Origin of the sequence: Clostridioides sp. ES-S-0049-02 (assembly GCF_020658465.1) — a bacterium.
Lineage (GTDB): Bacteria > Bacillota > Clostridia > Peptostreptococcales > Peptostreptococcaceae > Clostridioides.
The window spans coordinates 53,358-79,772 of the sequence record NZ_JACVWG010000006.1; the positions used below are offsets into that span (position 1 = coordinate 53,358).

A 26,415-nucleotide genomic window follows, 5' to 3' on the forward strand; every position below is an offset into this window, starting at 1 on the left:
AATAGTGAAATTAATATATTTATTAATTTCACTATTTCCATTTAAATTAAGGAGGGAAAAAATGGGGACAGATTGGTCACCTTTATGGATATCACTTAAGACAGCTTTTTTGTCAACGATAATAACTTTTATAATAGGAATATTTGTGTCATATATTATGGCTAACTATAGAGGTAAGTGGAAAGGTATTATAGATGGTATCTTTACACTTCCATTAATTTTGCCACCCACAGTTGTTGGATTCTTTTTATTGTTGTTATGTGGGAAAAATGGCTTTGTAGGTAAATTTTTACTGAATTTTGATAAAACCTTAATATTTAGCTGGACAGCAACTGTAATCTCAGCAGTAGTAGTATCTTTTCCTATGATGTATAGAACTTCAAGGTCAGCTTTTGAACAAATTGATAGCAACATGTTGTCTGCTGCTAGAACCTTAGGTCTTAATGAATGGAAAGTTTTTTTAAAGATTGCAGTACCATTAGCTTGGCCTGGGATAATAGGTGGACTTGTGTTGTCGTTTGCTAGAGCACTTGGAGAATTTGGTGCTACACTTATGATAGCTGGAAATATACCTGGAAAAACTCAAACTATGCCAATCGCTATATTTTTTGCAGTTGAAGGTGGAGATATGAATAAAGCTATGATGTGGGTTATGATTATTGTAGCGATATCTATAGCAATGATTTTATTATTAAATTATTGGTCAGAATTCCAGCAGAAAATAATAGGAAAGAGGTGCAGATAGTTGAGTTTATATGTAGATATTGAAAAAGATTTATCCTCTTTTAAATTAAAAGTAAAAATTGAACAGGAAAAAGGAATTTTAGGATTTTTAGGTGAATCTGGTTCTGGAAAAAGTATGACATTAAAATGTATAGCAGGACTTGAAAAACCTACAAGAGGTAAGATTATATTAAATGAAAGAGTATTGTTTGATTCTGAAAAAAAGATAAATTTATCAACACAAGAAAGAAACATTGGTTTTTTATTTCAAAACTATGCATTATTTCCTCACATGACTGTAAGCCAAAATATCGAACTTGGTCTTTCAAAGTTAAGTAAAGATGAAAAAAAGGAAATAATAATGAAATATTTAGAAATACTTAAATTAAATGGATTTGAGGGTCGATACCCTTGGCAATTATCTGGTGGTCAGCAACAAAGAGTAGCACTAGCTAGAGCCTTAGCTACATCTCCAGATATACTACTTTTAGATGAACCTTTTTCTGCATTAGACCATCATTTGAGAAGTAATATGGAAAAAGAACTTATGAATATGTTAAAAGATTATAAGGGAGATATATTGTTTGTTACTCATGATATTGAAGAAGCTTACCGAGTTTGTGATGATATTATGGTTTATAATAAAGGAGAAGGTCTTCCAAAAAGACCTAAAAAAGAACTATTTGAGTCTCCAAAATATCTTATAGAAGCAAAAATAACAGGATGTAAAAATATATCTCGATTAAATAGAATAGATAACAATACTATTTATGCTACAGATTGGGGATGTAAGTTGACATTAACTGGAAACATAGGTGATAATATAGAATATGTGGGAATCAGAGAGCATCATATTAAGGTTTTAGATTCTAGTGAAAATTTAGATGGCAAGTTATGTTTTAGACTAATTAACATTATAGAAAATCCATTTACATACACTATATATGCTATAAACAATAATTTATCTAGCAAAAGTATGCCTATTCAGATAGAATTAGAAAAAAACAAAATGAAATTTGATAAGGGAGACAGCATTTATTTAGATTTTCCACAGGAATATTTATTTTGCTTTAAGTACAATTGCAAAGAAAAGGAGTAATTTATATGACTGAAAAAGAAAAAATGTTGTCAGGGAAAGGTTACTATGCAAATGATGAATTGCTAGTAAAAGAAAGAGAGTATTGTAAAAAATTAACTAGGTTGTTTAATAACTCTTTGGAAGATGAATATGAAAAAAGAGTGGATATTTTAAAAAAACTATTTGGTTCAGTTGGGAATCAAATAAATGTTGAACAAAATATAAGGTGTGACTATGGATATAATATACATGTAGGTGAAAATTTCTTTGCAAACTATGACTGTATTTTTTTAGATGTATGTAAAATTGAAATTGATGATAATGTAATGTTAGCTCCAAATGTTCAAATTTATACAGCTTATCATCCAATTGAGGCACAGCTTAGAATTTCAGGAATAGAGTATGGTTCACCTGTAAAGATAGGAGATAATGCATGGATAGGTGGAGGCGTGATTATAACTCCAGGAGTTACTATAGATGATAATGTGGTAATAGGTGCAGGAAGTGTAGTGACAAAAGATATACCATCAAATACTGTAGCCGTTGGAAATCCATGTAGAGTAATAAAACATATAGAAGAATAATTTTATTTATATAAATAAGTTAAGATTATTAATATATTATCTTTGGATAAGAAATATATCAATGTAAAATTGAATAGACAATATATTAAAATAAAAATATATGCCTGTTTTTATGTTTGGAAAGATTCATAGAAACAGGCATATTGATTGTATATAAAAATATCATTAAATTTTACTTTATTTTCATATTTTATATTAATTAGAGTGGTCAAATTATTTATTTTCAGTTTTAATATAAACTATGTTCTTGTCAGAAGGTTTATCTAGAGAAAGTGCCTTTAGAGTATCTTCATTAATAATTAAATTAGTTTCTTCTAAACTTGTTATAGGCATATCTGAAACTTTAGATTCTCCTTTTAGGACCTTAACAGCCATCTCACCAGTCTTATAACCTAATTTTTCATAATCTATACCTTGGCAAGCTAATGCTCCACCTTTTACCATACCTTCCTCTGCAGCTATTATAGGTATTTTATTTTTAGTAACAAGTTGAGAAACGATAGGCATAGAAGATGCAAGTAAATTATCTGTAGGAGCATAAATAACATCTACGCTACCCATTAAACTAGAAGCAGCTTGATTTATTTCACTAGAAGAACTAATTCCTTTTTCAACAACTTTAAGACCTTTATCATTTGCATATTTCTTCAAGTTATCAACTTGAACTTTAGAATTTACCTCACTAGTATTATATATAACACCTATAGTCTTTGCTTGTGGGATTAGTATATCAAGAGCCTTTAAACTCTTATCAATAGGTGTAAAATTAGAAGTTCCAGAAACATTTTTACCTGGTTTATCTAAAGAATCTGCAAATCCAGCTGAAACAGGGTCAGTTACAGCAGTTATAAGTATAGGTATATCTTTAGTAGCATTGTATGATGCCTGAGCAGATGGAGTAGATATAGCAAATATCAAATCTTTTTTATCAGAAACAAATTTACTAGCTATAGTTTGTGTAGTAGGCATATCATTTTGAGCATTTTGATAATCTATTTCTATATTTTTACCATCTTTAAATCCATTATCTTCTAGAGCTTTAATGAATCCTTCTCTGGATGCATCTAAAGCTTGATGCTCAACTAACTGAGTAATACCAATTTTTTTAATTTCATTATTTTTATCAGATGATTTATTTGACTCACCTTCATTATTTTTAGAACAACCTGTAATGGTAGATACACTAAGAACACCAATTAAAATTAAATTTATCAACTTACTGGACTTCATTTTGACCACTCCCTCATAAAAATCTATTATATTTATTCTTGTTTAGTTTTTACATAAGAAATATTTTCATTAGAAGGTTTTTCCATACCTAAAGCTTTTAGTATATCTTCATTAACAATGATATCTGTATCATCTGATGTAGCTACAGGCATATCAGAAACTGATTCACCATTTAAAATTTTAACAGCCATTTTACCTGTTTTGTAACCAAGTTTTTCATAGTTTATACCTTGACAAGCAAGAGCACCTTTTTCAACTGGACCAGATTCAGCTGCTATAACTGGAATCTTATTTTCAGTAGCTATTTTAGAAACTATTGGCATAGAAGAAGCTACTAAGTTGTCAGTAGGAACATATAAAACATCTATCTTACCAACTAAGCTAGAAATTCCCTGATTGACTTCATTTGAAGTAGTTATTCCTTTTTCAACAACTTTAAAACCATTTTTAGAAGCATATTCTTTTAAAGCATCAACTTGAACTTTTGAATTAACTTCACTAGTATTGTACATAACTCCTATAGTCTTTGCTTTAGGAGCAAATATTTTAAGTAGTTCTAATCCTTTTTCTACAGAAACAAAGTCTGATGTTCCAGATACATTTCCACCTGGTTTTTCAATTGATTTAACTAAGCCAGCAGCGACAGGGTCACTGACAGCAGTTATAAGTATAGGTATATCCTTAGTTGCATTATAAGCTGCTTGAGCAGATGGAGTAGATATTGCAAATATTAAGTCCTTTTTATCAGATGCAAATTTACTTGCAATACTTTGTGTAGTAGGCATATCATTTTGAGCATTTTGGAAATCTATATCAATATTTTCTCCATCTTTAAATCCATTTTTTTCTAAGGCTTTTACAAATCCTGTTTTAGTAGCATCTAATGCTGGATGTTCAACCAATTGAGTTATACCAATTTTTTTAACTTCTTTGTCTTTAGAGTTATTTTCTTGTTTAGAATTGCTAGAGTCTCCACCTTGTGAACATCCTGTAAGCATAGATATTCCAAGAGCACCAGCTAAAATTAAACTTACCAATCTTTTTTTATTAATCATTTTTATATCCCCCTCGAAAATTTTATTATTATATATGTTCATATATTCATATAAATGGTCGTAGTATTGCTAAAAATATTATGACTTTAAAATTATTTTATAAATAAACTAATTTGTAACTAAGCTAAAATTAAATTATCATAATATATACTTTTAAACAGCATATTCAAATTTTTCTAAGATTTCTTCAACTGTTAATTCTTCTTTTTCTTTTCCCTTTACATCTAAGACAACTTCACCTTTATGGAGCATAATTAATCTATCTCCATATTGAAGAGCATGCTTTAAGTTGTGAGTTACCATAAGTGTAGTTATATTTTTTTCTCTTACAATTTTATCGGTTAATTCAATTACCTCATTTGATGTTTTTGGGTCAAGAGCTGCTGTATGCTCATCAAGTAATAAAACTGAAGGACTTGTTAAGCATGACATAATTAGTGAAAGTGATTGTCTTTGACCTCCTGATAAAAATTGTACTTGTACGTCTAGGTATTTTTTTAAATCTAGAGAAACTCCTTCTAATAAATTTTCTAGAAAATCTCTTTTATAACGAAGACATTTTTTTAGATTTAATAACTTACCTTTATTAAGAGCCAAAGATAAATTTTCTCTAACTGTCATAGAGGGACAAGTTCCTAAACTTGGGTCTTGAAAAACTCTACTTACTATTTGAGTTCTTCTATGTTCAGCCAAATTAGATAAATTGTGTTTATTTAATAATACTTGGCCAGAAGATTCTTTTATAAGACCCGATATTATATTTAATAAAGTGGATTTACCAGTTCCATTACTACCTATGATACTTACAAATTCACCGTCTTCTATGTCAATTGATAAATTTTCAAATATAGTATTAGGTTGACCGTATGGATTGGGGAAACTCTTTGAAAGATTTTTAATTTGTAACATCTATAACACCTCTTTTTTCAGATTTATTTTTGGTACTAGCCTTGCACTTGTTTTTTTTTAGTGAGATATTTAAGTTACCAGTAGCTAAGAAAGCTATTATAACTATGGCAGTTATCAGTTTTAAATCAGTTGATAACATACCTAAACTCATTGCAAAGTATATAGTGAATTGGTATATGAAAGAACCAACAATTATTGCAGTAGTATTTTTAATAAAAGTGAATTTCTTAAATAATGTAATACCAATTATGATAGAAGCAATTCCAAGTACTAAAGTTCCGATACCCATATTTACGTCTGAGAATCCTAAGAATTGAGCCATCAAACTACCAGATAAAGCTATAAGTCCATTTGAAATCATAAGCCCTAATATTTTTATAGAACCGATGTTTATACCCAAAGATTTAATCATTTGAGAGTTGTCACCAACACCTTTTAGAGTGTATCCAAGACCTGTCTTTAAGAATAAATCTAAAAGCACTTTACAGATAAGTACAAATGCTAGAGCTAAAACTATAGGAGATATTTCTCCATTGAATAAATGCTTAAAACTAAATAGTGGGATATTTGATTTTCCCATTATTCTTAGGTTGATAGAGTAGAGCATTCCCATAACTAAAATACCAGAAAGTAAGTTAGATATTTTAAATTTAATGTGAAGTATACCAGTTACAAGACCAGCAATACAACCACATAAAATAGCCATTAAAGTTGCTACTATAGGAGAAATCCCATTAGTAAGAGAAAATGCTACAATAGAAGCTCCCATTGTGTAGCTACCATCAGCAGACATATCGGGAAAATCTAAGATTTTGTAAGTTATATAAACCCCCAGTGCCATGATTGATAAAATTAAACTTTGCGTCATTACAGATATAATACCTGACATAAATAAAACACTCCTTTAAAAATATTTTTATAATTTTAATTATTTGTTAATTTTGTATATAAAAAAACCACATAGTATACACAACTATGTGGTAAAAACACGAATAAGCCACATAGTATAATCTATGTGGCTCTTATATAGTTAAATGAAAACTCTATAAACAATATAGCCTACATAGATACAATCCCAAAGTTTTGCTAGTCTTAAGGGGTCTGTATCTATGTTAAAACGTAGGTACAAACCCTAGAAATAGTGGCTATAGTAATAATAATATTTTTTATTGTTTAATAAAGTATTCATAATTATCTCTCCCTTTTAATATTTTAATTAGTCAGAAAATTATATGTATTCTTGACTTGTTATAAATTATAAATTATACAATAATAAAAGTCAACTGCTAAATTTAATTAAGATACTACATAGTGTATACTTGGAATTTTTAAAAGAGAATGTATCAATTGGAAAAAACGTTATCCTAAACTTATAAATTGAATGGGAATTTTGTGAAAAAATATTTAATTAAAGAAAAATGTGGAATGAAGATAAAGCTGTAGATATTAAAATTTATAAAAAAAAGCTGTCTAAGAAATTTAAATTTCTATTTAGACAGCTCAAATAATGATTAGAAAGTTATATAACTTTCATAATCTGTCGTCAAAATAGACGACTTTATGGAAAATGAATAACTTTATATGCAATAAATTGCTACAATAAGTACAATTTTCAAAGGGTTAGGGTGGATAAGAGTACTTACTATATAAAGTTTTCATATTACCTACTTTTTTGAATTTACTACATTTTACTCTGCAGATTTTGCATTTTTATCTGACTTTATATACTTTATATTATCTGCTGATAGCTTTTGCATGTCAAGTGCTTTTAGTGTATCTTCATTGATTATTATTTCAGTTTCATCTAACATAGCAACAGGTATATCACCAACAGGTTTACCCTCTAACACTTCAATAGCAAGTTCTCCAGCCTTGTAACCTAGTTTTTCATAGTCTATTCCACAACAAGCTAAAGCACCAGATGATACAGAGCCTTCTTCAGAAGCTATTATAGGTATTTTGTTTTCGTTAGCTACTTTAGAAACTATAGGCATAGAAGAAACTATTAAATTATCAGTAGGAACATATAAAACATCTATTTTGCCAACTAAACTAGAAATAGCTTGGTTAACTTCACTTGAAGAACTGATTCCTTTTTCAACAACTTCATAATTATTTTTCTTAGCATAATCATGTAGAGAATCAACTTGTATTTTTGAATTAACTTCACTAGTATTGTATATAACGCCTATTTTCTTTGCTTTTGGAGTTAAAGTTTTAACCAATTCAAGTGTTTTATCAATTGAAAGATAATCTGATGTACCTGAAACGTTTCCACCTGGTTTTTCAAGAGATTTAACCAAGCCAGCCTCTACAGGGTCTGTAACAGCAGTCATGATTATAGGTATATCTTTAGTAGCATTATAAGCTGCTTGAGCTGAAGGTGTAGATATAGCATATATCAAATCTTTTTTATCAGATACGAATTTACTTGCAATACTTTGTGTAGTAGGCATATCATTTTGTGCATTTTGGAAGTCTATTTTTATATTATCTCCATCCTTATAACCTTTATCTTCTAGTGCTTTTATGAATCCCTGTTTTGCCTTATCTAAAGATGGATGTTCTACTAATTGAGTGATTCCTATATTTTTTATTTCTTTCTTGTCTGTTTTTTCATTGTCTTTTGAAGCATCTGAGCCTCCATTTTGAGAACATCCAGTGAGCATAGATATTCCAAGAGTACCAGCTAAAATTAAACTTACCAATCTTTTTTTATTAATCATTTTTATATCCCCCTCAAAAATTTTATTATTATATATGTTCATATATTCATATGAATTATTGTAGTATTGCTAAAAATATTATGATTTTACAATTATTTTATAAATAAACTAATTTGTAACTAAGCTAAAATTAAATTATCATAATACATACTTTTAAACAGCATATTCAAATTTTTCTAAGATTTCTTCAACTGTTAATTCTTCTTTTTCTTTTCCCTTTACATCTAAGACCACTTCACCTTTATGGAGCATTATCAATCTATCTCCATATTGAAGTGCATGCTTTAAGTTGTGAGTTACCATAAGTGTAGTTATATTTTTTTCTCTTATAATTTTATCAGTTAATTCAATTACTTCATTTGATGTCTTTGGGTCAAGTGCTGCTGTATGCTCATCTAATAATAGAATCTTAGGGCTTGCTAAACTAGACATAATTAGTGAAAGTGATTGTCTTTGACCTCCTGAAAGATATTGTACTTTGATATCTAAGTATTTTTTTAAATCTAGAGAAATTCCTTCAAGTAAGTGCTCTAAGTCATTTGTTTTATGACGAAGACATCTCTTTAAATTTAGCAATTTCCCCTTATTAAGAGCCAAAGATAAATTTTCTCTAACTGTCATAGAAGGACAAGTTCCTAAGCTTGGGTCTTGAAAAACTCTACTTACTATTTGAGTTCTTTTGTGTTCAGCTAAATTTGTTATATTAGTATTATCTAGAGTGATTTCACCAGAGGATTCTTTTAATAATCCCGATATTATATTTAATAAAGTAGATTTACCAGTTCCATTACTACCTATGATACTTACAAATTCACCGTCTTCTATACTAAGGGATAAATTTTCAAATATAGTATTAGGTTGACCATATGGATTTGGGAAACTCTTTGAAATATTTTTAATTTGTAACATCTATAACACCTCTTTTTTCAGATTTATTTTTGGTACTAGCCTTGCACTTGTTTTTTTTTAGTGAGATATTTAAGTTACCAGTAGCTAAGAAAGCTATTATAACTATGGCAGTTATTAGTTTTAAATCAGTTGATAACATACCTAAACTCATTGCAAAGTATATAGTGAATTGGTATATGAAAGAACCAACAATTATTGCAGTAGTATTTTTAATAAAAGTAAATTTCTTAAATAATGTAATACCAATTATGATAGAAGCAATTCCAAGTACTAAAGTTCCGATACCCATATTTACGTCTGAGAATCCTAAGAATTGAGCCATCAAACTACCAGATAAAGCTATAAGTCCATTTGAAATCATAAGCCCTAATATTTTTATAGAACCGATGTTTATACCCAAAGATTTAATCATTTGAGAGTTGTCACCAACACCTTTTAGAGTGTATCCAAGACCTGTCTTTAAGAATAAATCCAAAAGTACTTTACAGATAAGCACAAATGCTAGAGCTAAAACTATAGGAGATATTTCTCCATTGAATAAATGTTTAAAACTAAATAGTGGGATATTTGATTTTCCCATTATTCTTAGGTTGATAGAGTAGAGCATTCCCATAACTAAAATACCAGAAAGTAAGTTAGATATTTTAAATTTAATGTGAAGTATACCAGTTACAAGACCAGCAATACAACCACATAAAATAGCCATTAAAGTTGCTACTATAGGAGAAATCCCATTAGTAAGAGAAAATGCTACAATAGAAGCTCCCATTGTGTAGCTACCATCAGCAGACATATCGGGAAAATCTAAGATTTTGTAAGTTATATAAACCCCCAGTGCCATGATTGATAAAATTAAACTTTGCGTCATTACAGATATAATACCTGACATAAATAAAACACCCCTTTGAAAATATTTTAAAATAATTTTTTAAATATAATTGAAAATTAAATTTTGGATATAAAAAAACCACACAGTACATATAACTGTATGGCAAAAACACGAATGAGCCACACAGTATAATCCATGTGGCTCTCTATAATATGATGATAAAATAAAAACTTTAACAACAATCACTATAGCCAACATAGATACAATCCTTAAAAATGGTAATCCTAAGGGGTCTGTATCTATGTTATGACAATTTGTCTTAACTTAGCTACAAACCCTAACTAAATTGGCTACTAAAAAATCGTACTTGTTTGTTTAATAAAGTCTTCATATTTACCTCTCCTTTTAATTTAATAATTTTGAAAATTTTGTTTTATATTTTGTATAGTAATTAGTTTAATACAGTAAAAAATAAAAGTCAACAATAAATTTTGAAAAATTATTAAATTGTCAGAAAATTGAGTTCGAATAAAAAAAGTTTTATGTATAGGATTGGGTAGTTTTCTTAACTTTTAATTTATAAATAAAAATTAAAATTCATTTGGATTTTAGAAACAAATTGAGCAAAAGGTAAACTTTTTATAGAATTAATGAAAATAGATTTTGAAGTAATATAATGACCAAAATTATATGATATAATAAATTGAATGATTATTTCAATTCAGAATTTTTATTATTTTTTTAATTATTTTTAGGAATCTTATTTTTGATGTTTTTATTCAAAATGTTTACAAGATTAAAAAGACTTCAGTAGATATTTATATGTTTTTATTTAAATATTTTAGGAAGTATTTAATTTTATAGGAGTGATGATATGTGTTGATAGGTACAGCGAATTTAAGTAGAAGTGTTGATAATGCATGCGTAGAAGAATTGGGAATTCCAATGATTGTATTGATGGAAAATGCAGTAATATCTGCAATGAGAAACATGGATATAGATATATATAATGATTATACAATTGTATGTGGTGTTGGAAATAATGGTGGAGATGGTCTTGGAATAGCAAGACATTTAAAGCTAAAAGAAAAAAATGTAAATGTCTTTTTAATTGGTAATATCAAGAAACTAAGTGAATGTTCTAAAATCAATTATAATATACTTTTAAATATGGGGATTAATATTATAAATATTGATAAAAATGATTTAAGCGAGGAATATAATGACTATATAAATAAAAATAAAGTAGATGAAATTATTGAAACAGAAAAACAGAGTATAATTAAAAATAAAAATTTAACAATGTTTAAGGAAGCAGTATCTAAAAGTGATGTTGTAATAGATGCAATATTTGGAACAGGACTAAAGAGAGAAATAACTGGTATTTTTAAAGAAGTAATTGATATAGTAAATGATAACAGCAAAAATACATATTCTATAGATATACCATCTGGTATAGATAGTGACAAAGGAAGTATACTTGGAATTTGTATTAAAGCAAAAAAAACAATTAGTTTTGAGTTTTATAAAAGAGGTTTTTTAAATTATGATGTAAACTCACTTATTGGGGATGTAATTGTAGAAAAAATAGGTATTCCAGATTTTATTACAAGAAAATACCATAATGATGAATTCATAACTGATGAGAGTTTTGTAAAAAATAATATTAGAAGAAGAGATAAGAATGGATTTAAAAGTGATTTTGGAAAAGTATCTATAGTTGCAGGCTCAAAAGGATTTTATGGGGCTAGTTTCATAGCAACTGAATCTGCTGTTAAAAGTGGAAGTGGTCTTGTAACTTTGATTAGTAGTAAAGATGTACAAGAAAAAGTATCTATTAGACTCACTGAAGCAATGACTGTAAATTTTGAAGAAGAGAGAGTTGATAAACTATTGAGCTCTAGCAATGCAATTGGTTTTGGTCCAGGAATGGGAGATAATCACAAAACTTTTGAGAGATTACTTAGAGTAGTAGAAAACTCTAGTTGTCCAATAATATTGGATGCAGATGGATTAAATGTTATGAAGGATAGATGCTATAAGTTTTTAGAGTGGAAAAATAAGTTTGTAATTACTCCACATCTGGGAGAAATGGCCAGGTTGACAGGTGACTCAATTGGGTATATAAGAGAACATAGAGTAGATGTGGCAAAAGAATTTGCTCAAAAATACAATGTAGTTGTCCTTTTAAAAGGATATCAAACTATCATAACAGATGGTAAAGAAACATATATAAATCCTACAGGAAATAGTTGTATGGCAACTGGTGGAATGGGAGACTGTTTACTTGGTATGATTACTTCTTTTGTAGGTCAAGGTATGGATATACTTGAAGCTACAGTGAGTGGAGCATATGTACATGGTTATATAGGAGATAAGTTAGGAAAAAGTATGTATACAGTAAATGCAACAGATTTAATAAGTAACATTTCGTTAACAATGAACAAGTTTTTGATTATTTAATTACTAATATTTGATACTACTTTGTAACAACTTTAACAAAGTATGCTGATATAATACTATTAAATTAATCTCAAATTGACTTATTTTATTGGTTTTTGGTTGATTGTTTAAAATCATATTCAAATATATTGTATAAAGAATATGATTTATATAGTGTTTGATAATTCATATGAAAAGAGGGTAGATAGTATGAAGTTGATATGGTTAATAGTAGCAGTCTTATTTGGAATAGCAGAAATGTTGACTCCAAGCTTAACACTAATATGGTTTAGTGTGGGAGCAGTAATACTTATATTTTTAAGTACTTTTATAAAGAGTATATTTTTACAAGTTTTAATATTTGCTGTAATTTCTATAGCTATGTTAGTTGTAGCTACTAAGAAAATTGTAAAAAAAGATAAAACTTATAAATCTAATACCAATTTACAAGCAATGATATCTAAAAAAGGTGTTGTTACAGAGGAAATTTCTCCAAATCAAACTGGTTTAGTTGTAGTTGAACATGAAACATGGACTGCTATTTCTATAGATGATGAAAAGATTGATAAGGGCTCTACAGTAGAAGTATTAAAAATAGAAGGGGTAAAACTAGTTGTTAAAAAAGTAAATTCTGCAACTAGTGTGACGAATCAATAAAATAAAAGGAGGATATATTTATGGGCATGAAAGTTGTTTTAAGTATTGTATTAATAATAGTAGTAGTAGCAATAAGTTTAACTTGTATAAGAGTAATAAAACAATCTAAAGTAGGTATAATAATGCGACTTGGTAAGTTTCAAAAAGTGGCTGAAACAGGAGTACATTTCTTGATACCATTTTTAGATAAAATGGCATATGTGATTGACTTGAGAGAAATTGTAATAGATTTCCCACCTCAGCCAGTTATAACTAAAGATAATGTAACTATGCAGATTGATACAGTTGTATATTATAAAGTTACAGACCCAGTTAGATATGTATTTGAAATAGCAAATCCAATAGCTGCTATTGAAAATCTAACAGCTACAACTTTAAGAAATATAATTGGTGAACTTGATTTAGATGAAACACTAACATCAAGAGATATAATAAATGTAAAAATGAGAACAATACTTGATGAAGCAACAGATAAATGGGGAATAAAAGTAAATAGAGTAGAGTTAAAGAACATAATGCCTCCTCATGATATTCAAGTTGCGATGGAAAAGCAAATGAGAGCGGAAAGAGAAAGAAGAGAAGCAATACTTCAAGCAGAAGGTAATAAGTCAGCTGCTATATTACAAGCAGAAGGAGAAAAACAATCTGCTATATTAACAGCAGAAGCAAGAAAAGAAGCTATGGTACGTGTAGCAGAAGGAGAAAAAGAGTCTGCTATATTGGTAGCAGAAGGTGAAGCTGAGGCTATAAGACAAACAGCTATTGCTAAAGCACAAGGTGAAGCTGAAATGATTAAAAGAACTCAAATGGCTACTGCAGAAGGTTTGAAATTAGTATTTTCAGCTATGAAAGAGTCTGACATTGACAATAATATCTTAGCATTAAAATCTATGGAAGCACTTGAAAAAATGGCTGAAGGTAAGTCAACAAAATTGGTTTTACCTTCAGAAGCAGTTAATTTCTTAGGAACATTCAAAGGAATAAAAGAAGTCATGAGTGATGATAAAAATGATATATTAGATGTAAAAGATGCATTTAGTGGAAATGATTCATTAAAAAAATAAAAGAGTTTTTTTATAGTAGGAAGGAAATGGAAATTAAATGTCGAATTAATTAAATATAGTATAGAATGCACATTGAAAAGAAGAAGACTTATAGTTTTTTAGGTCTTCTTCTTTGTTTTTATTTATAAAACGCGATTTTAAAAATAAATTAACAGAATTTTTATACAATTTACCCTTTACTAATGTAAAAAGTGTTATATAATATTAAATAAAACATATAGGAAAAGAAAGTAACTTTAATTTGGATATTTATATTGATAACATATATAGTTATAAAAATATCAAACATAATGAATATGTCTAACAATAGAACTAAAATTTTATAATTCACTGATTTAATCATAGATGAGCAAATAACAAAAAATAAAATTAGCTAGTAATTATTTAAAGATTTTTAGATAATCATGTCATATTATGTTCTATTATTATCAAATCAAAAAGCATAAAAATTTAAGTATGTTTGTATGATATAAATTGATTTATAAAAAATATTTTTTATATCTATAAAATAAATGTTTATATTATTTTCTAACTAGGAATTGAATATTATAAGTACTATAGCACTTATGGAAAATAATGTATACTTCAATAAAGTAATTATGGGGTATACATTATAGAAATTGTATAGTTTATATTATTTTACTCTTATTACATTATCATTTGGGCAAAATTTATACACAACATTTATTGACTAAAAGTTTATAAAGGTAAAAATGCAATTATAAATATTAATTACTAGATGAGGGGAGTGTCATTAAATGAAAAAAGAGATGTTAGCTATGATTTTGGCAGGGGGGCAAGGTTCAAGACTTGGAGTTTTCACAAAGAGAATTGCAAAACCAGCTGTATCATTTGGAGGAAAGTACAGAATTATTGACTTTGTTTTAAGTAATTGTTCAAATTCTGGTATAGATACTGTAGGTGTTTTAACTCAATATAGACCACTGATATTAAATTCTCATATAGGTATGGGAAGTCATTGGGATTTAGACAGAATAAATGGTGGAGTATATGTATTACAACCATTTATGAATGAAAAAGAGGGAAATTGGTATAATGGTACAGCACATGCTATATATCAGAATATGGATTTTGTAGATACCTATAATCCAGAATATGTATTAATATTATCTGGTGACCATATATATAAGATGGATTATAGTAAAATGCTAAAATTTCATAAAGAAAAAGGCTCTAAGGCTACGATTGCAGTAATTGAAGTACCTTGGGATGAAGCTTCTAGATTTGGCATAATGAATACAAATGAAGATTCAAGTATTTATGAATTTGAAGAAAAGCCAGGTGAACCTAAAAGTAATTTGGCATCTATGGGAGTATACATATTTGATTGGAAAATGTTGAGAAGTTATTTTAAAGAAGCAGAAAAAAATTCAGATATAAATTATGATGATTTTGGAAAGAATTTAATACCTAAAATGTTAGAGGATAATGTTGGAATGTATGCATATCCATTTAAGGGGTATTGGAGAGACGTAGGAACTATACAAAGTTTATGGGATGCAAATATGGATATAATTAAATCTCCAGAAACACTGGATTTATCAGACCCCAAATGGAAGATATATACAAATACAATGGCAATGCCTCCTCAATATATAGGTAAAAGTGCAAATGTTCATAGATCAATGATAGCTGATGGTTGTAGAATTTTAGGAGAAGTAGGAAACTCTGTATTATCACATGGAGTTGTTGTTGGAAAAGGAAGTAAAGTAATTGATTCAGTAATCATGCCAAATGTTGTAATAGGAGAAAATGTAACTATAGAAAAAGCTATGATAGGTGAATGTGCAACTATAAATGACAATGTTCAGATAAAAAATGTAAATAATGAGATAAATGTAGTTTCTGAATATGAAAATATAGAGCCTAGATGCGTATTAATAGAAGGAGGTCTTTAAGATGAGAAATGAATGTTTAGGTATAATAAATTTAAACAAAAAAGGAGACCCTGCAATAAATAAACTTAATTATGGAAGACCGATAGCTTCTACACCAATAGCTGGAAGATATAGAATAATAGACTTTGCTCTATCTAATATGATAAATTCAGGAATCACAAAAGTTGGAATATTCGCAAAAGAAAAGTATAGATCATTGACAGACCATATAGGTAGTGGAAAAGATTGGGATTTAAGTAGAAAAAAGGGCGGTTTATCAATTTTTAGCCCAGAAAATACTAAGTATAGAAATACTTACTCACATAGAGAAGGAGATATATACACAATACTAGCTAATCTTGATTATATAGAGAAAAGTGAAGAAGAATACATTTTAATAGCTCCAAGTTATATGTTATGTAACCTAGATTACTCTCAGGCTTTGGAGTACCATAAAAAATCTCATAATGATATAACTATAATATATAAAAATGTAAACAATGCAAATAAAGATTTTGCTGGTAATCTAACCTTAAACTTAGATAGTAATAACAGAGTAATAAATGTAGGAAATAATTTAGGAAAATTCCCTAGAGCAAATATATGTATGGAAACATATATTATGAAACGTGAAGATTTTGTAGAATGTATATATAATATTGTAAATAAAGGGAATTATTGTTATTTAGAAGAGTTCATTGTTGAAGAAGCAGAAAATATGAAAATAGGAGCTTATGAGTATACAGGATATTTGAAATGTGTAAATTCTGTTGAATCATATTTTCAAATGAGCAAAGATTTATTAGAAATAGAAGTGGCTGATGAATTACTGTATTCTGAAAGAAAAATATTTACTAAAGAAAAGAATGAGTCACCTACGATTTACACAGATAGTGCAAAGGTAGAAAATAGTTTTATAGCATCAGGTTGCTTAATAGAAGGTACTGTAAAAGATAGCATTATATTTAGAAAAGTTAATGTTGAAAAAGGAACAGTTATAGAAAACTCAATAGTAATGCAAAATTGTGTAATAAAGTCAAATGCAAAACTATATAATGCAATACTAGATAAAAATACAAGTGTATCAAAAGGAAAAGAGTTAAAAGGAGATGAAAAATATCCTATTGTAGTAGAAAAAAATACGAATATATAAAAATATTTTTTAGAAGGGGGAATAGCTAGTGAAGGTTTTTTATGTAACAGCAGAGTGTTGGCCCTTTGCTAAAACTGGAGGATTAGGAGATGTATCTTATGCATTGCCTAAAGAATTAAAAAAAGAAGGTGTAGATGTAAGGGTAATAATGCCTAAATATTCAACTATACCAAGTTATTTAAAAGATCAATTAAAAGAAATAGCCGTTTTTAGTGTACGCGTTGGATGGAGAAATCAATATTGTGGTCTTTTAGAAATGGAACTAGATGGTGTTAAATTTTATTTTATAGACAATGAATTTTATTTTAGAAGAGAAGATGAGAGAAAGAGTATTTATGGGTATGGAGATGATGCAGAAAGATATACATTCTTTACAGATGCTGTCTTAGAAGCTATAAGTAGAATTGACTTTTATCCAGATGTAATACATATAAATGATTGGCACACAGGTATGTTACCATTAATTTTAAAAGAGAGATATGCAACCCTTGAGGGGTATAAAAATATAAAAACTATGTATACTATACATAATCTACAATATCAAGGTGTATTTGATAAGTATGTCTTAAATGATATATTAGATTTACCTGAAAAATATTTTGATAATGGAGATATAGAGTATTATGGTTCAATAAATTTTATGAAAGCTGGAATAAATTTTGCAGATAAAGTTATAACTGTTAGTCCTACTTATGCAAATGAGATACAAACATCTTTTTATGGAGAACAATTAGATGGTTTACTTAGAAAGGAATCAGGCAAATTAAAAGGAATATTAAATGGCATAGATTATGACCTGAATAACCCTGAGAAAGATAAGGATATATTTGTCAATTACAATGTAAATTCTATTGAGAAAAAATTGGAAAATAAATTAAGATTACAAGATATATTAGGATTAAAAAAGGATTCATCTATTCCATTAATAGGGATAGTTTCAAGACTAGTTTCTCAAAAAGGATTTGATTTAATAGCCTATATGATGCCTGAGCTTATGAGGGAAGATTTACAAATTGTCATTTTAGGAACTGGGGAACATCAATATCAATCAATGTTTAATTATTATGATTCTAATTTTTCAGATAAAGTATCTGCTAGAATTACATTCAATGCATCGTTGGCTCAACAAATTTATGCTGCAAGTGATATATTCTTGATGCCATCACTATTTGAACCTTGTGGTATAGGTCAAATGCTAGCTATGAGATATGGTTCTTTACCAGTAGTTAGAGAAACTGGAGGACTTAAAGATACTGTAATACCTTACAATCAATTTACTGGAGAAGGTAATGGATTTAGTTTTAAAAATTACAATGCTCATGAGATGTTTTTCTGTTTGCAAAATGCAATTAAAGTTTTTAAAGATAAAGAAAAATGGATTAAAGTAGTTGAAAATGCAATGAATACTGATAATAGTTGGAAAAAATCAGCTAAGGAGTATATAGAAACATATAGAGACATATGTGATTAAAGGAGTGGTTTTTTTGGTAACAATAAGCAAAAAGAAATTCAAGCAAAAATTTGAAGTGAAAATGTATAGCTTATATGCACAGTCTATCAAGGAAGCTACTGATGAACAATTGTTAAATGTATTATGTAGTCTACTGAAAGATGAAATAGCAAAAAAATGGGTTGCTACGAAATTAGATAAGAAAAAAGAGGTTTATTATTTTAGTCTAGAGTTTTTAATAGGAAGACAATTAAAATCTAATTTACTAAATTTAAATATTGAAGAAGAAGTTAGAGAAGGATTACTAGAATTAGGAATTAACTTAGATGATTTAATCAAAGCTGAGGTAGACCCAGCTATAGGGAATGGTGGTCTTGGAAGATTAGCAGCATGTTTTTTAGATTCTATGGCATCTTTGAACATAAGTGGTCAAGGATATGGAATTAGATATAAATACGGTTTATTTGAACAAAAATTTGTAAATGGTTATCAGGTCGAAGTACCTGATAACTGGCTTACAGAAGGACGTTATGCATGGGAAACTGTAAGACCAAATGAAGCGACGATGGTAAAGTTTGGTGGAGAAGTAGAGTTGATTAAGGAGGGAAACCATTTAAAAGTAGTCCATAAAAACTATCTTCCTGTAATGGCAATGCCTTATGATATCCCAATAATCGGATACCAAAATCAGTGTATCAATACTTTAAGATTATTTAAAAGTGAGATACCAAAAAGAGACTTTGGAGAACTTACTTCAAATGCTCTAAATTATTCAGGAAGTTATGAAGAGGCTCTAAAACACAAGTACTATACTGAAGAAATTTCACAGGTGTTGTATCCTGATGATTCAAATTATGCAGGAAAATTATTGAGACTGAAGCAAGAGTATTTCTTTGTAAGTGCAGGTGTACAAGATATAATAAGGAAGTATAAAAAGAATAAACTAAACATCAGTAATTTATTTGATAAGGTGGCAATTCATATAAATGATACACATCCTACCTTGTGTATACCAGAACTTATGAGAATTTTACTTGATGAAGAAGGCTTATCTTGGGATGAAGCATGGCAGATAACTAAAAAAACAGTATCTTATACTAATCATACTATAATGTCAGAAGCAATGGAAAAGTGGCCTGTAAGTATGATAAAAGAGTTATTACCAAGAATTTATATGATAATAGAAGAAATAAACAGAAGGTATGTAGAAGAATTAAATAATAAAGGATATGACCAAGACAAAATAAGAAGAATGAGTATAATAGACTGGGACAACATAAATATGGCAAATTTATGTATTGTAACAAGTCACAGTGTAAATGGAGTTGCTAAGCTTCATACTCAAATTCTTGAAACAGAAGTTTTAAAAGATTTTTATCAAGACGAACCAAATAAATTTAACAATAAAACTAATGGAATTGCACATAGACGATGGCTTATAAGTTCAAATCCGCAACTTAGCAATTTAATAACAGATTTAATTGGTGATTCATGGAAAACAGATACTTTACAGCTAAAGAATATTGAAAAATTTAAAAATGATTCTTCTGTTTTAAAAAGACTTGATGATATAAAATACAATAATAAAGTAAATTTAGCAAATTTTATAAATGATAAATACGATTTAAATATCGACCCTAATTCTATATTTGATGTTCAGGTTAAGAGGTTGCATGCTTATAAAAGGCAGCTATTGAATATTTTTAATGTACTTCATATGTATCATGAATTACTTGACAATCCTAATTTAAATATTGACCCAAGAACTTTTATATTTGGAGCAAAAGCTGCACCAGGATATTATTTAGCCAAGTGCATAATTAAATTTATAAATTCAGTTGCAAGTACTATAAATAATGATGTTAGAGTAAAGGACAAGTTAAAAGTCGTATTTATAGAGAATTATGGTGTATCATTAGCAGAGATAATAATACCAGCAGCAAATGTGAGTGAGCAAATTTCAACGACAACAAAAGAAGCATCAGGAACAAGTAATATGAAGTTTATGATGAATGGTGCTATAACTTTAGCAACATTAGATGGTGCAAATGTAGAAATATGTGAACAAGTAGGAAAAGAAAATATGTTTTTATTTGGACTTAGTGCAGAGCAAGTACTTAATTATAATAAGTTTGGTGGATATTCTTCACTTGACTTGTATCATTCTAACATGGATATAAAAAGAGTAGTAGATGACTTAATAAATGGATTTATTCCTAACCTAGGTGAAGAAGGTAGAAGTATTTATAATTCACTTACCACTTACAATGATGAATACTTTGTATTGAGGGATTTTGAAAATTATGGGCAAGCTCAAGCAAATATAAACAAACTATATCGTGATAAAGAAAAATGGAATACAATGTCTTTGGTTAATATAGCTAATTCAGGATTTTTTTCTTCTGATAGAACAATTTCTGAATATGCAAAAGACATTTGGTTTAAAAGGGTGTGATTATAAATGCAAAACATAATAGAATATAACTCTTGGGATAAAAATTTTAAGGCTCCGTTTGGAGCTTTAAAATTTGATGAAGAATTGATGATTAATGTCAAAGTAAATGAAGGATATAATGTTGAGTCTATTTCCCTAGAAATAAACAAAGAAGATGAATCAAAAACAATAATTTTAAATGAAGAATTAAACAATAATACACTTAGAAAGTATTTTTATTGTAAGGTTGGAAAATTTGATACAACTGGTGTTTATTTTTATTATTTTAAAGTGATTGCTGAAATAAATGGTGAGAAAAAGACTGTATTCTATGGAAAGAATAGAGAAAATGGATACACTTGTGAATATAATTATAATGATATCAATAAATATCAAATTACTGTTTATAGAGACTTTAAAGTGCCAAACTGGTACAAAGAAGGAGTACTTTACCATATATTTGTAGATAGATTTAACAATGGAAATCGTAATGGGAAGGTTGATAATCCTAAAAAAAACAGCTTTATATATGGCAATTGGGACGATATACCTATGTACATAAAGGACAATAGAGGGGATATTATAAGATGGGATTTTCATGGTGGAAATTTAAGGGGAATAATTAATAAACTTGGGTATCTAAAAAAATTAGGAGTGAGTATATTATATCTGAGTCCTATATTTGAAGCTTCTAGTAATCACAAGTATGACACAGGAAATTATAAAAAGATTGACCCTATGTTTGGAGATGAAGATACATTTAAAGAATTAATTGATAAAGCAAAAGAAAAAGATATATCAATAGTACTTGATGGTGTTTTTAGTCACACTGGAGCAGATAGTAAGTATTTTAATATGTATGGAAATTATGATAGTTTAGGTGCATATCAATCAAAAGAATCACCATATTATTCATGGTATATGTTTGAAGAATTTCCTCATAAATATAAAAGTTGGTGGGATATAAAGACCTTGCCAAATACAAATGAATTAGAAAAAAGCTATATGGATTATATAATATATGACAAGGATAGTGTCATAAACAAATGGATGAATATGGGGATTAAAGGATGGCGATTGGATGTTGCAGATGAACTGCCAACTGAGTTTATAAGAGAGCTGAGAAAGGAACTAAAAGAAGCTGATAATGACTCTATACTTATAGGGGAAGTATGGGAAGATGCCTCAAATAAGATTAGTTATGGTCAAAGAAGAAGCTATTTATTAGGTGAAGAATTAGATTCTGTTATGGGATATCCATTTAGAAATAATATGTTTTCATTTTTAAAAGGAGAAATTAATTCATATGAACTTAGCAATAAATATATGCAAATTAAAGAAAATTATCCAGAAGAATCATTTAAGTCTAATTTAAATTTAATTGGAACACATGATGTCACAAGAGCTAAAACTGAATTAAATAATGATATAGATTTGATGAAACTTGCTGTAGCTACGCAGATGACATTTGAAGGAGTACCATATATATACTATGGAGATGAGGCAGGTCTTTGTGGAGATGTAGACCCAGACAATAGAAGAACATATCCATGGAAAAATGAAGATGAAGATATGTTAAATTTTTATAAAAATATTATAAAAATCAGAAATAAAAATAAAATTTTAAGTTCTGGAGAAACAGAATTTATATATACTAAAAATGACAATGTGTTTGCATTTATAAGATTTAATGAATATAATGATAGGATACTGATTTTAATAAATAGAAGTAACAATCCTGAAAATATATCATTAAATATAGAAGGTAACTTTATAGAGGAAATACCTATAAAGTATAATCTTAAAAATATAAATAAAAATATACAGATAGAAAACAATGAATTAAAAATCCATATGGATTCTAAATCATTTATTATTTTTAGTGTATTTTAAGTATAATAATTTAAGTTAAAAATAAAAATGTAGCAAAAATTTTGATTTATCAAAGGTTTTGCTACATTTTTGTTTTAAATTATCATAAAAATTTTAGTATTTCAAAATATACAAAGAAGTGTAAAAAATATAGAAGTTATGATATTATATAGATAAGTAAGATAAAACAAAACCTCTCTACTGAAGTTGTAGGGAGATTTAACTTTTATAATCTTAATATGGAGGAGTGTCTTATGAAAGTAGATCCACTTACAACTCAAGTCTATGACTATATATCAAAAAAAATCCAAAATGGAGAGTATGAAGCTAATCAGAGAATTACTGAATCTGAAATTTGTAACTCTATTGGAGTTAGTAGAACACCAGCAAGGGAAGCACTAACGAGGTTGGCAGGTGAAAATTTACTAGAAAAGATACCTAATAAGGGATTTGTGGTAAAAGAGTTTCAGGAAAAGGAAAAACTAGACACATACTCTGTAATTGGTATGTTAGATGCGTTAGCAGGCTCTTCATCTTTAGAAAATTTAACTGAATCAGATTTAATAAAAATGGACGAGTTAACAGAAATGATGGCTATCTCTATAAAGTATAAAAATTACAATAACTACTTAAAACTAAGCAATGAATTTCACGATATATACATAGCAAAATCAGATAATCAGGTGTTAATAAATATGTTGAACTCTCTTAGATATAATTTTATGTCAAAGTCATATACTAGCGACAATGAAGAAGAATTGTATAAAATGCTAACTTACAGCAATAATCAACATATTGAGGCAGTGAAGTTTATGAGAGCAAAGGATTCAGAAAATGTTGAAGCAATTTTAAGAAAACATTGGAAAACGATACCTATAGCAGAGATGGAATAAGAGAAGCTTTTAAAAGCTTCTCTTATTTTTTTATAATTCTATCATTATTTTATTATTTTTAATATATAAATATCAATATAAAATTAATTAAAAATACAATTAATTTTATATTGATATTTATAGGTTAATGTAGTACTATTTTAATGCAAAATATAAAGGGAGGGGATAATATAAAAACATATTTTTCAATAGGAGAAGTGTCTAGACTTTTTGATTTATCAATAAAAACTCTAAGATACTACGATAAAGTAGGTATATTAAAACCAGCATATGTAAATCAAGAAAATAAATATAGGTATTATTCAAGAGAACAATTTATGAGTATAGATGTAATTAAGTACTGTAAGATTATGGGTATGGCTCTTGAAGATATAAAAAAATTAATTGATTCAGACAGTTCAATTGATTCTATGATGAATACAATTGATAGACAAAATAAAATGATAGAAAATAAAATAAAAGAACTATCAGATGTGAAAAATTATCTAAATGATATAGAATTTAAAGTAAATGAATTGTTAAAATATGATTTAAATAATGTATTTATAAAATACAATAAAGAAAGAAAAGTAAATGTATATAAATGTAATTCAAAGGATGAAGTGGAACTTGAGATGTATCTGAGACATATTATTTTACACATTCAAGATAAGTATAATGATGTATATCCTATAATCTCAGGTAGTATTTCATATGAGAAAGTAATCAAAGAAGGTAAAGCATTATTATATGATGATATAGTAGATTTTAAAGAAAGAGAAGAATATGAGAATGAGCATATTTTACCAGCAGGTGAATATTTAACAATTATATATGATGATAATTGGAATAATGCCTATGATTATTATCAAAAAATAATAGATTATGCAAAGAATAATAATATAGAACTTGTTGGAAATTTTAATGAAATATGGATGCTTTCCAGAGTAGATTCAGATACAAAAGAAAAGACATTAGTTCAATTAGAAATAAGAAAAAAATAGTATACAAAAAAACTTGACTCTACCCTCAGAGGATAGATTAGTATTTTATATAGTGAAATAATATTTATTATAATAATCTATGGGAGGGAGATTTTTAATGGCAAAAAAATTTTTAGAGTATGCTATACCATCAGCTCTTGCTATGTTTGTATCATCATTTAATACAATATTAGATGGAATATTTTTGGGAAAAGGACTAGGCGATTCAGCACTTACAGCTGTTAGTATAGTAATGCCTCTTGTAATGGTATTTTTAGGATTATCCAGTTTAATGGCAGTTGGAGGAGGAGTACTAGTTTCCAAAAAATTTGGTTCTAGAGATGATGAAAGGGCTGTAAATATATTTAGACAAGTGATAAAAATCTTAATAATAGGTAGTTTATCTCTTACAATAATTTGTATACTTTTTTCAGAGCATATAGTTAGAATTATGGGAGCAACAGAAAATTTAGTAGGATTATCTTCTGAATATTTAACATTTTATGCTATTTTCTGTCTACCAAATTTGCTAGGTCTTGTTTTTTGTAGTTTTTTAAGAAATGATGGAAGACCAAAACTTGCTATGATAGCTACTGTGTCAGGAACAATATTTCATATAACTTTAAATTATCTATTTATATTTAAGCTTGGATTTGGTGTAAAAAGTGCAGCAATTGCAAGTGGCTTAGGTCAACTATCCACACTTTTAATAATGTTACCTCATTTTATGTTTAAAAAAGGTAAGTTATCTTTTGGTTCAGCAAAGATAGAAAAGGATGTTTTAAAAGAATTATTTAATATAGGATTTCCCTCATTCTTTGCAGAGAGTGCTTTTTCAATAATTATACTTGCACATAATATAGTTTTGACAAGAGTTGTTGGAGATGTAGGTCTTTCTGCTTATGCTGTAGTAAACTATGTAACTACTAATATTTATAATCTCTTAATGGGTATAACTTTAGGTGTTCAACCACTTATAAGCTATAATTTTGGTTCTAAAGAAAGTAAAAAAATGTTAGGCTATTATAATATGGCAACAAAAATGAGTTTCTTTGTATCTATAATGTTTACAGTAATATGTTTTTTATTTGGAAAAGAAATTATAAAAATATTTACAAGTGATAGAGAAATTATTTTAATGGCCTATGTTGCACTTAATATGGCTAATTTAGCCTATCTTATGATTGGGAAGAATTTGACAACTATGATGTATTATCAGGCGATAGAAATGCCAGTACATTCTAATATTATAGGTGTTTTACGTTCAATCCTACTGTTGCCAATTATACTACTTGTTTTTTCTAAGTTATTTGGAGTAAATGGAATATGGGTAAGTATGGCTGTTTCAGAACTTTTAACAGTTATAATTATGAGTAAAGTAGCAAATATAAAGGAATGTACAAAAAATGCTATAAGTCTATAATGTTATGATACTATAAATCTAGAGTAGTGAATTTATTTACTACTCTATTTTTGTTTGTACAAATAGAATTTATTCTATAGTATTAGATTAAATTTTAATAATTTTTATAAAAAATTTAAATCTA

Annotated in this window: 21 protein-coding genes; 14 read left to right on the plus strand and 7 right to left on the minus strand. The window is 27.9% G+C overall.

Annotation, left to right across the window (positions count from 1 at the left end):
- Positions 1-61 precede the first annotated feature (61 nt).
- From modB to IC213_RS13715, 3 genes are read left to right on the plus strand one after another with little or no spacing between them, the layout of a single operon-like run.
- Complete coding sequence (modB, locus tag IC213_RS13705) at positions 62-745, plus strand: molybdate ABC transporter permease subunit (protein WP_227433321.1); 684 nt, start codon at positions 62-64, stop codon at positions 743-745.
- A complete protein-coding gene (locus tag IC213_RS13710) occupies positions 746-1,822 on the plus strand; it encodes a sulfate/molybdate ABC transporter ATP-binding protein (RefSeq protein WP_227433320.1) in 1,077 nt (358 codons plus the stop codon).
- Between the two features lie 5 nt (positions 1,823-1,827).
- A complete protein-coding gene (locus IC213_RS13715) occupies positions 1,828-2,385 on the plus strand; it encodes a sugar O-acetyltransferase (protein WP_227863178.1) in 558 nt (185 codons plus the stop codon).
- A gap of 213 nt (positions 2,386-2,598) precedes the next feature.
- On the opposite strand, the gene IC213_RS13720 is transcribed toward IC213_RS13715, so the two are convergent.
- The 7 genes from IC213_RS13720 to IC213_RS13750 all read right to left on the minus strand — a co-directional run bounded on the left by IC213_RS13720 (position 2,599) and on the right by IC213_RS13750 (position 10,103).
- Positions 2,599-3,615: an ABC transporter substrate-binding protein gene (locus IC213_RS13720; protein WP_227863179.1), complete on the minus strand. Its 1,017-nt coding sequence runs from the start codon at positions 3,613-3,615 to the stop codon at positions 2,599-2,601.
- 32 nt (positions 3,616-3,647) lie between these two features.
- Positions 3,648-4,670: a CD0873 family tyrosine ABC transporter substrate-binding lipoprotein gene (locus IC213_RS13725; protein WP_227863180.1), complete on the minus strand. Its 1,023-nt coding sequence runs from the start codon at positions 4,668-4,670 to the stop codon at positions 3,648-3,650.
- 153 nt (positions 4,671-4,823) lie between these two features.
- Positions 4,824-5,579, minus strand: coding sequence for an ABC transporter ATP-binding protein (locus IC213_RS13730; protein ID WP_227433316.1), 756 nt, complete (start codon positions 5,577-5,579; stop codon positions 4,824-4,826).
- Complete coding sequence (locus IC213_RS13735) at positions 5,566-6,468, minus strand: ABC transporter permease (protein WP_227482956.1); 903 nt, start codon at positions 6,466-6,468, stop codon at positions 5,566-5,568. Before IC213_RS13735 ends, IC213_RS13730 begins: the two co-directional genes overlap by 14 nt.
- 799 nt (positions 6,469-7,267) lie before the next feature.
- The gene (locus IC213_RS13740; RefSeq protein ID WP_227824760.1) at positions 7,268-8,305 is read right to left on the minus strand and encodes an ABC transporter substrate-binding protein; all 1,038 of its coding nucleotides are present in this window, start codon (positions 8,303-8,305) and stop codon (positions 7,268-7,270) included.
- Between the two features lie 153 nt (positions 8,306-8,458).
- Positions 8,459-9,214 carry an ABC transporter ATP-binding protein gene (locus IC213_RS13745; RefSeq protein WP_227824761.1) on the minus strand — a complete coding sequence of 252 codons (756 nt, stop codon included), beginning with the start codon at positions 9,212-9,214 and terminating at the stop codon, positions 8,459-8,461.
- Positions 9,201-10,103, minus strand: coding sequence for an ABC transporter permease (locus tag IC213_RS13750; RefSeq protein ID WP_227482956.1), 903 nt, complete (start codon positions 10,101-10,103; stop codon positions 9,201-9,203). The genes IC213_RS13745 and IC213_RS13750 overlap by 14 nt, the downstream gene beginning before the upstream one ends.
- 816 nt (positions 10,104-10,919) lie before the next feature.
- Here IC213_RS13750 and IC213_RS13755 point away from each other — a divergent pair.
- From IC213_RS13755 to IC213_RS13805, 11 genes are all read left to right on the plus strand, one after another.
- A complete protein-coding gene (locus tag IC213_RS13755) occupies positions 10,920-12,506 on the plus strand; it encodes an NAD(P)H-hydrate dehydratase (protein ID WP_227824762.1) in 1,587 nt (528 codons plus the stop codon).
- 189 nt (positions 12,507-12,695) lie between these two features.
- Positions 12,696-13,142, plus strand: coding sequence for an NfeD family protein (locus IC213_RS13760; RefSeq protein WP_227436772.1), 447 nt, complete (start codon positions 12,696-12,698; stop codon positions 13,140-13,142).
- 20 nt (positions 13,143-13,162) lie between these two features.
- On the plus strand, positions 13,163-14,206 hold the full coding sequence (locus IC213_RS13765; protein ID WP_227436770.1) for an SPFH domain-containing protein: 1,044 nt from the start codon (positions 13,163-13,165) through the stop codon (positions 14,204-14,206).
- Positions 14,207-14,964: 758 nt separating this feature from the next.
- On the plus strand, positions 14,965-16,125 hold the full coding sequence (locus tag IC213_RS13770; protein WP_227436768.1) for a glucose-1-phosphate adenylyltransferase: 1,161 nt from the start codon (positions 14,965-14,967) through the stop codon (positions 16,123-16,125).
- Between the two features lies 1 nt (position 16,126).
- Positions 16,127-17,257, plus strand: a complete 1,131-nt coding sequence (gene glgD / locus IC213_RS13775; protein WP_227436767.1) for a glucose-1-phosphate adenylyltransferase subunit GlgD — start codon at positions 16,127-16,129, stop codon at positions 17,255-17,257.
- 28 nt (positions 17,258-17,285) lie between these two features.
- Positions 17,286-18,728 carry a glycogen synthase GlgA gene (glgA, locus tag IC213_RS13780; protein ID WP_227824764.1) on the plus strand — a complete coding sequence of 481 codons (1,443 nt, stop codon included), beginning with the start codon at positions 17,286-17,288 and terminating at the stop codon, positions 18,726-18,728.
- A 13-nt stretch (positions 18,729-18,741) separates the two neighbouring features.
- Positions 18,742-21,162 carry a glycogen/starch/alpha-glucan phosphorylase gene (locus tag IC213_RS13785; protein WP_227482953.1) on the plus strand — a complete coding sequence of 807 codons (2,421 nt, stop codon included), beginning with the start codon at positions 18,742-18,744 and terminating at the stop codon, positions 21,160-21,162.
- Positions 21,163-21,168: 6 nt separating this feature from the next.
- Positions 21,169-23,034 (plus strand): glycoside hydrolase family 13 protein, encoded by a 1,866-nt coding sequence (locus IC213_RS13790; protein ID WP_227863181.1) that lies wholly within the window; start codon positions 21,169-21,171, stop codon positions 23,032-23,034.
- Between the two features lie 233 nt (positions 23,035-23,267).
- A complete protein-coding gene (locus IC213_RS13795) occupies positions 23,268-23,906 on the plus strand; it encodes a GntR family transcriptional regulator (RefSeq protein WP_227436760.1) in 639 nt (212 codons plus the stop codon).
- 143 nt (positions 23,907-24,049) lie between these two features.
- On the plus strand, positions 24,050-24,889 hold the full coding sequence (locus IC213_RS13800; protein ID WP_227436759.1) for a MerR family transcriptional regulator: 840 nt from the start codon (positions 24,050-24,052) through the stop codon (positions 24,887-24,889).
- A 97-nt stretch (positions 24,890-24,986) separates the two neighbouring features.
- A complete protein-coding gene (locus IC213_RS13805; RefSeq protein ID WP_227482951.1) occupies positions 24,987-26,291 on the plus strand; it encodes an MATE family efflux transporter in 1,305 nt (434 codons plus the stop codon).
- The last annotated feature ends 124 nt before the right edge of the window (positions 26,292-26,415 follow it).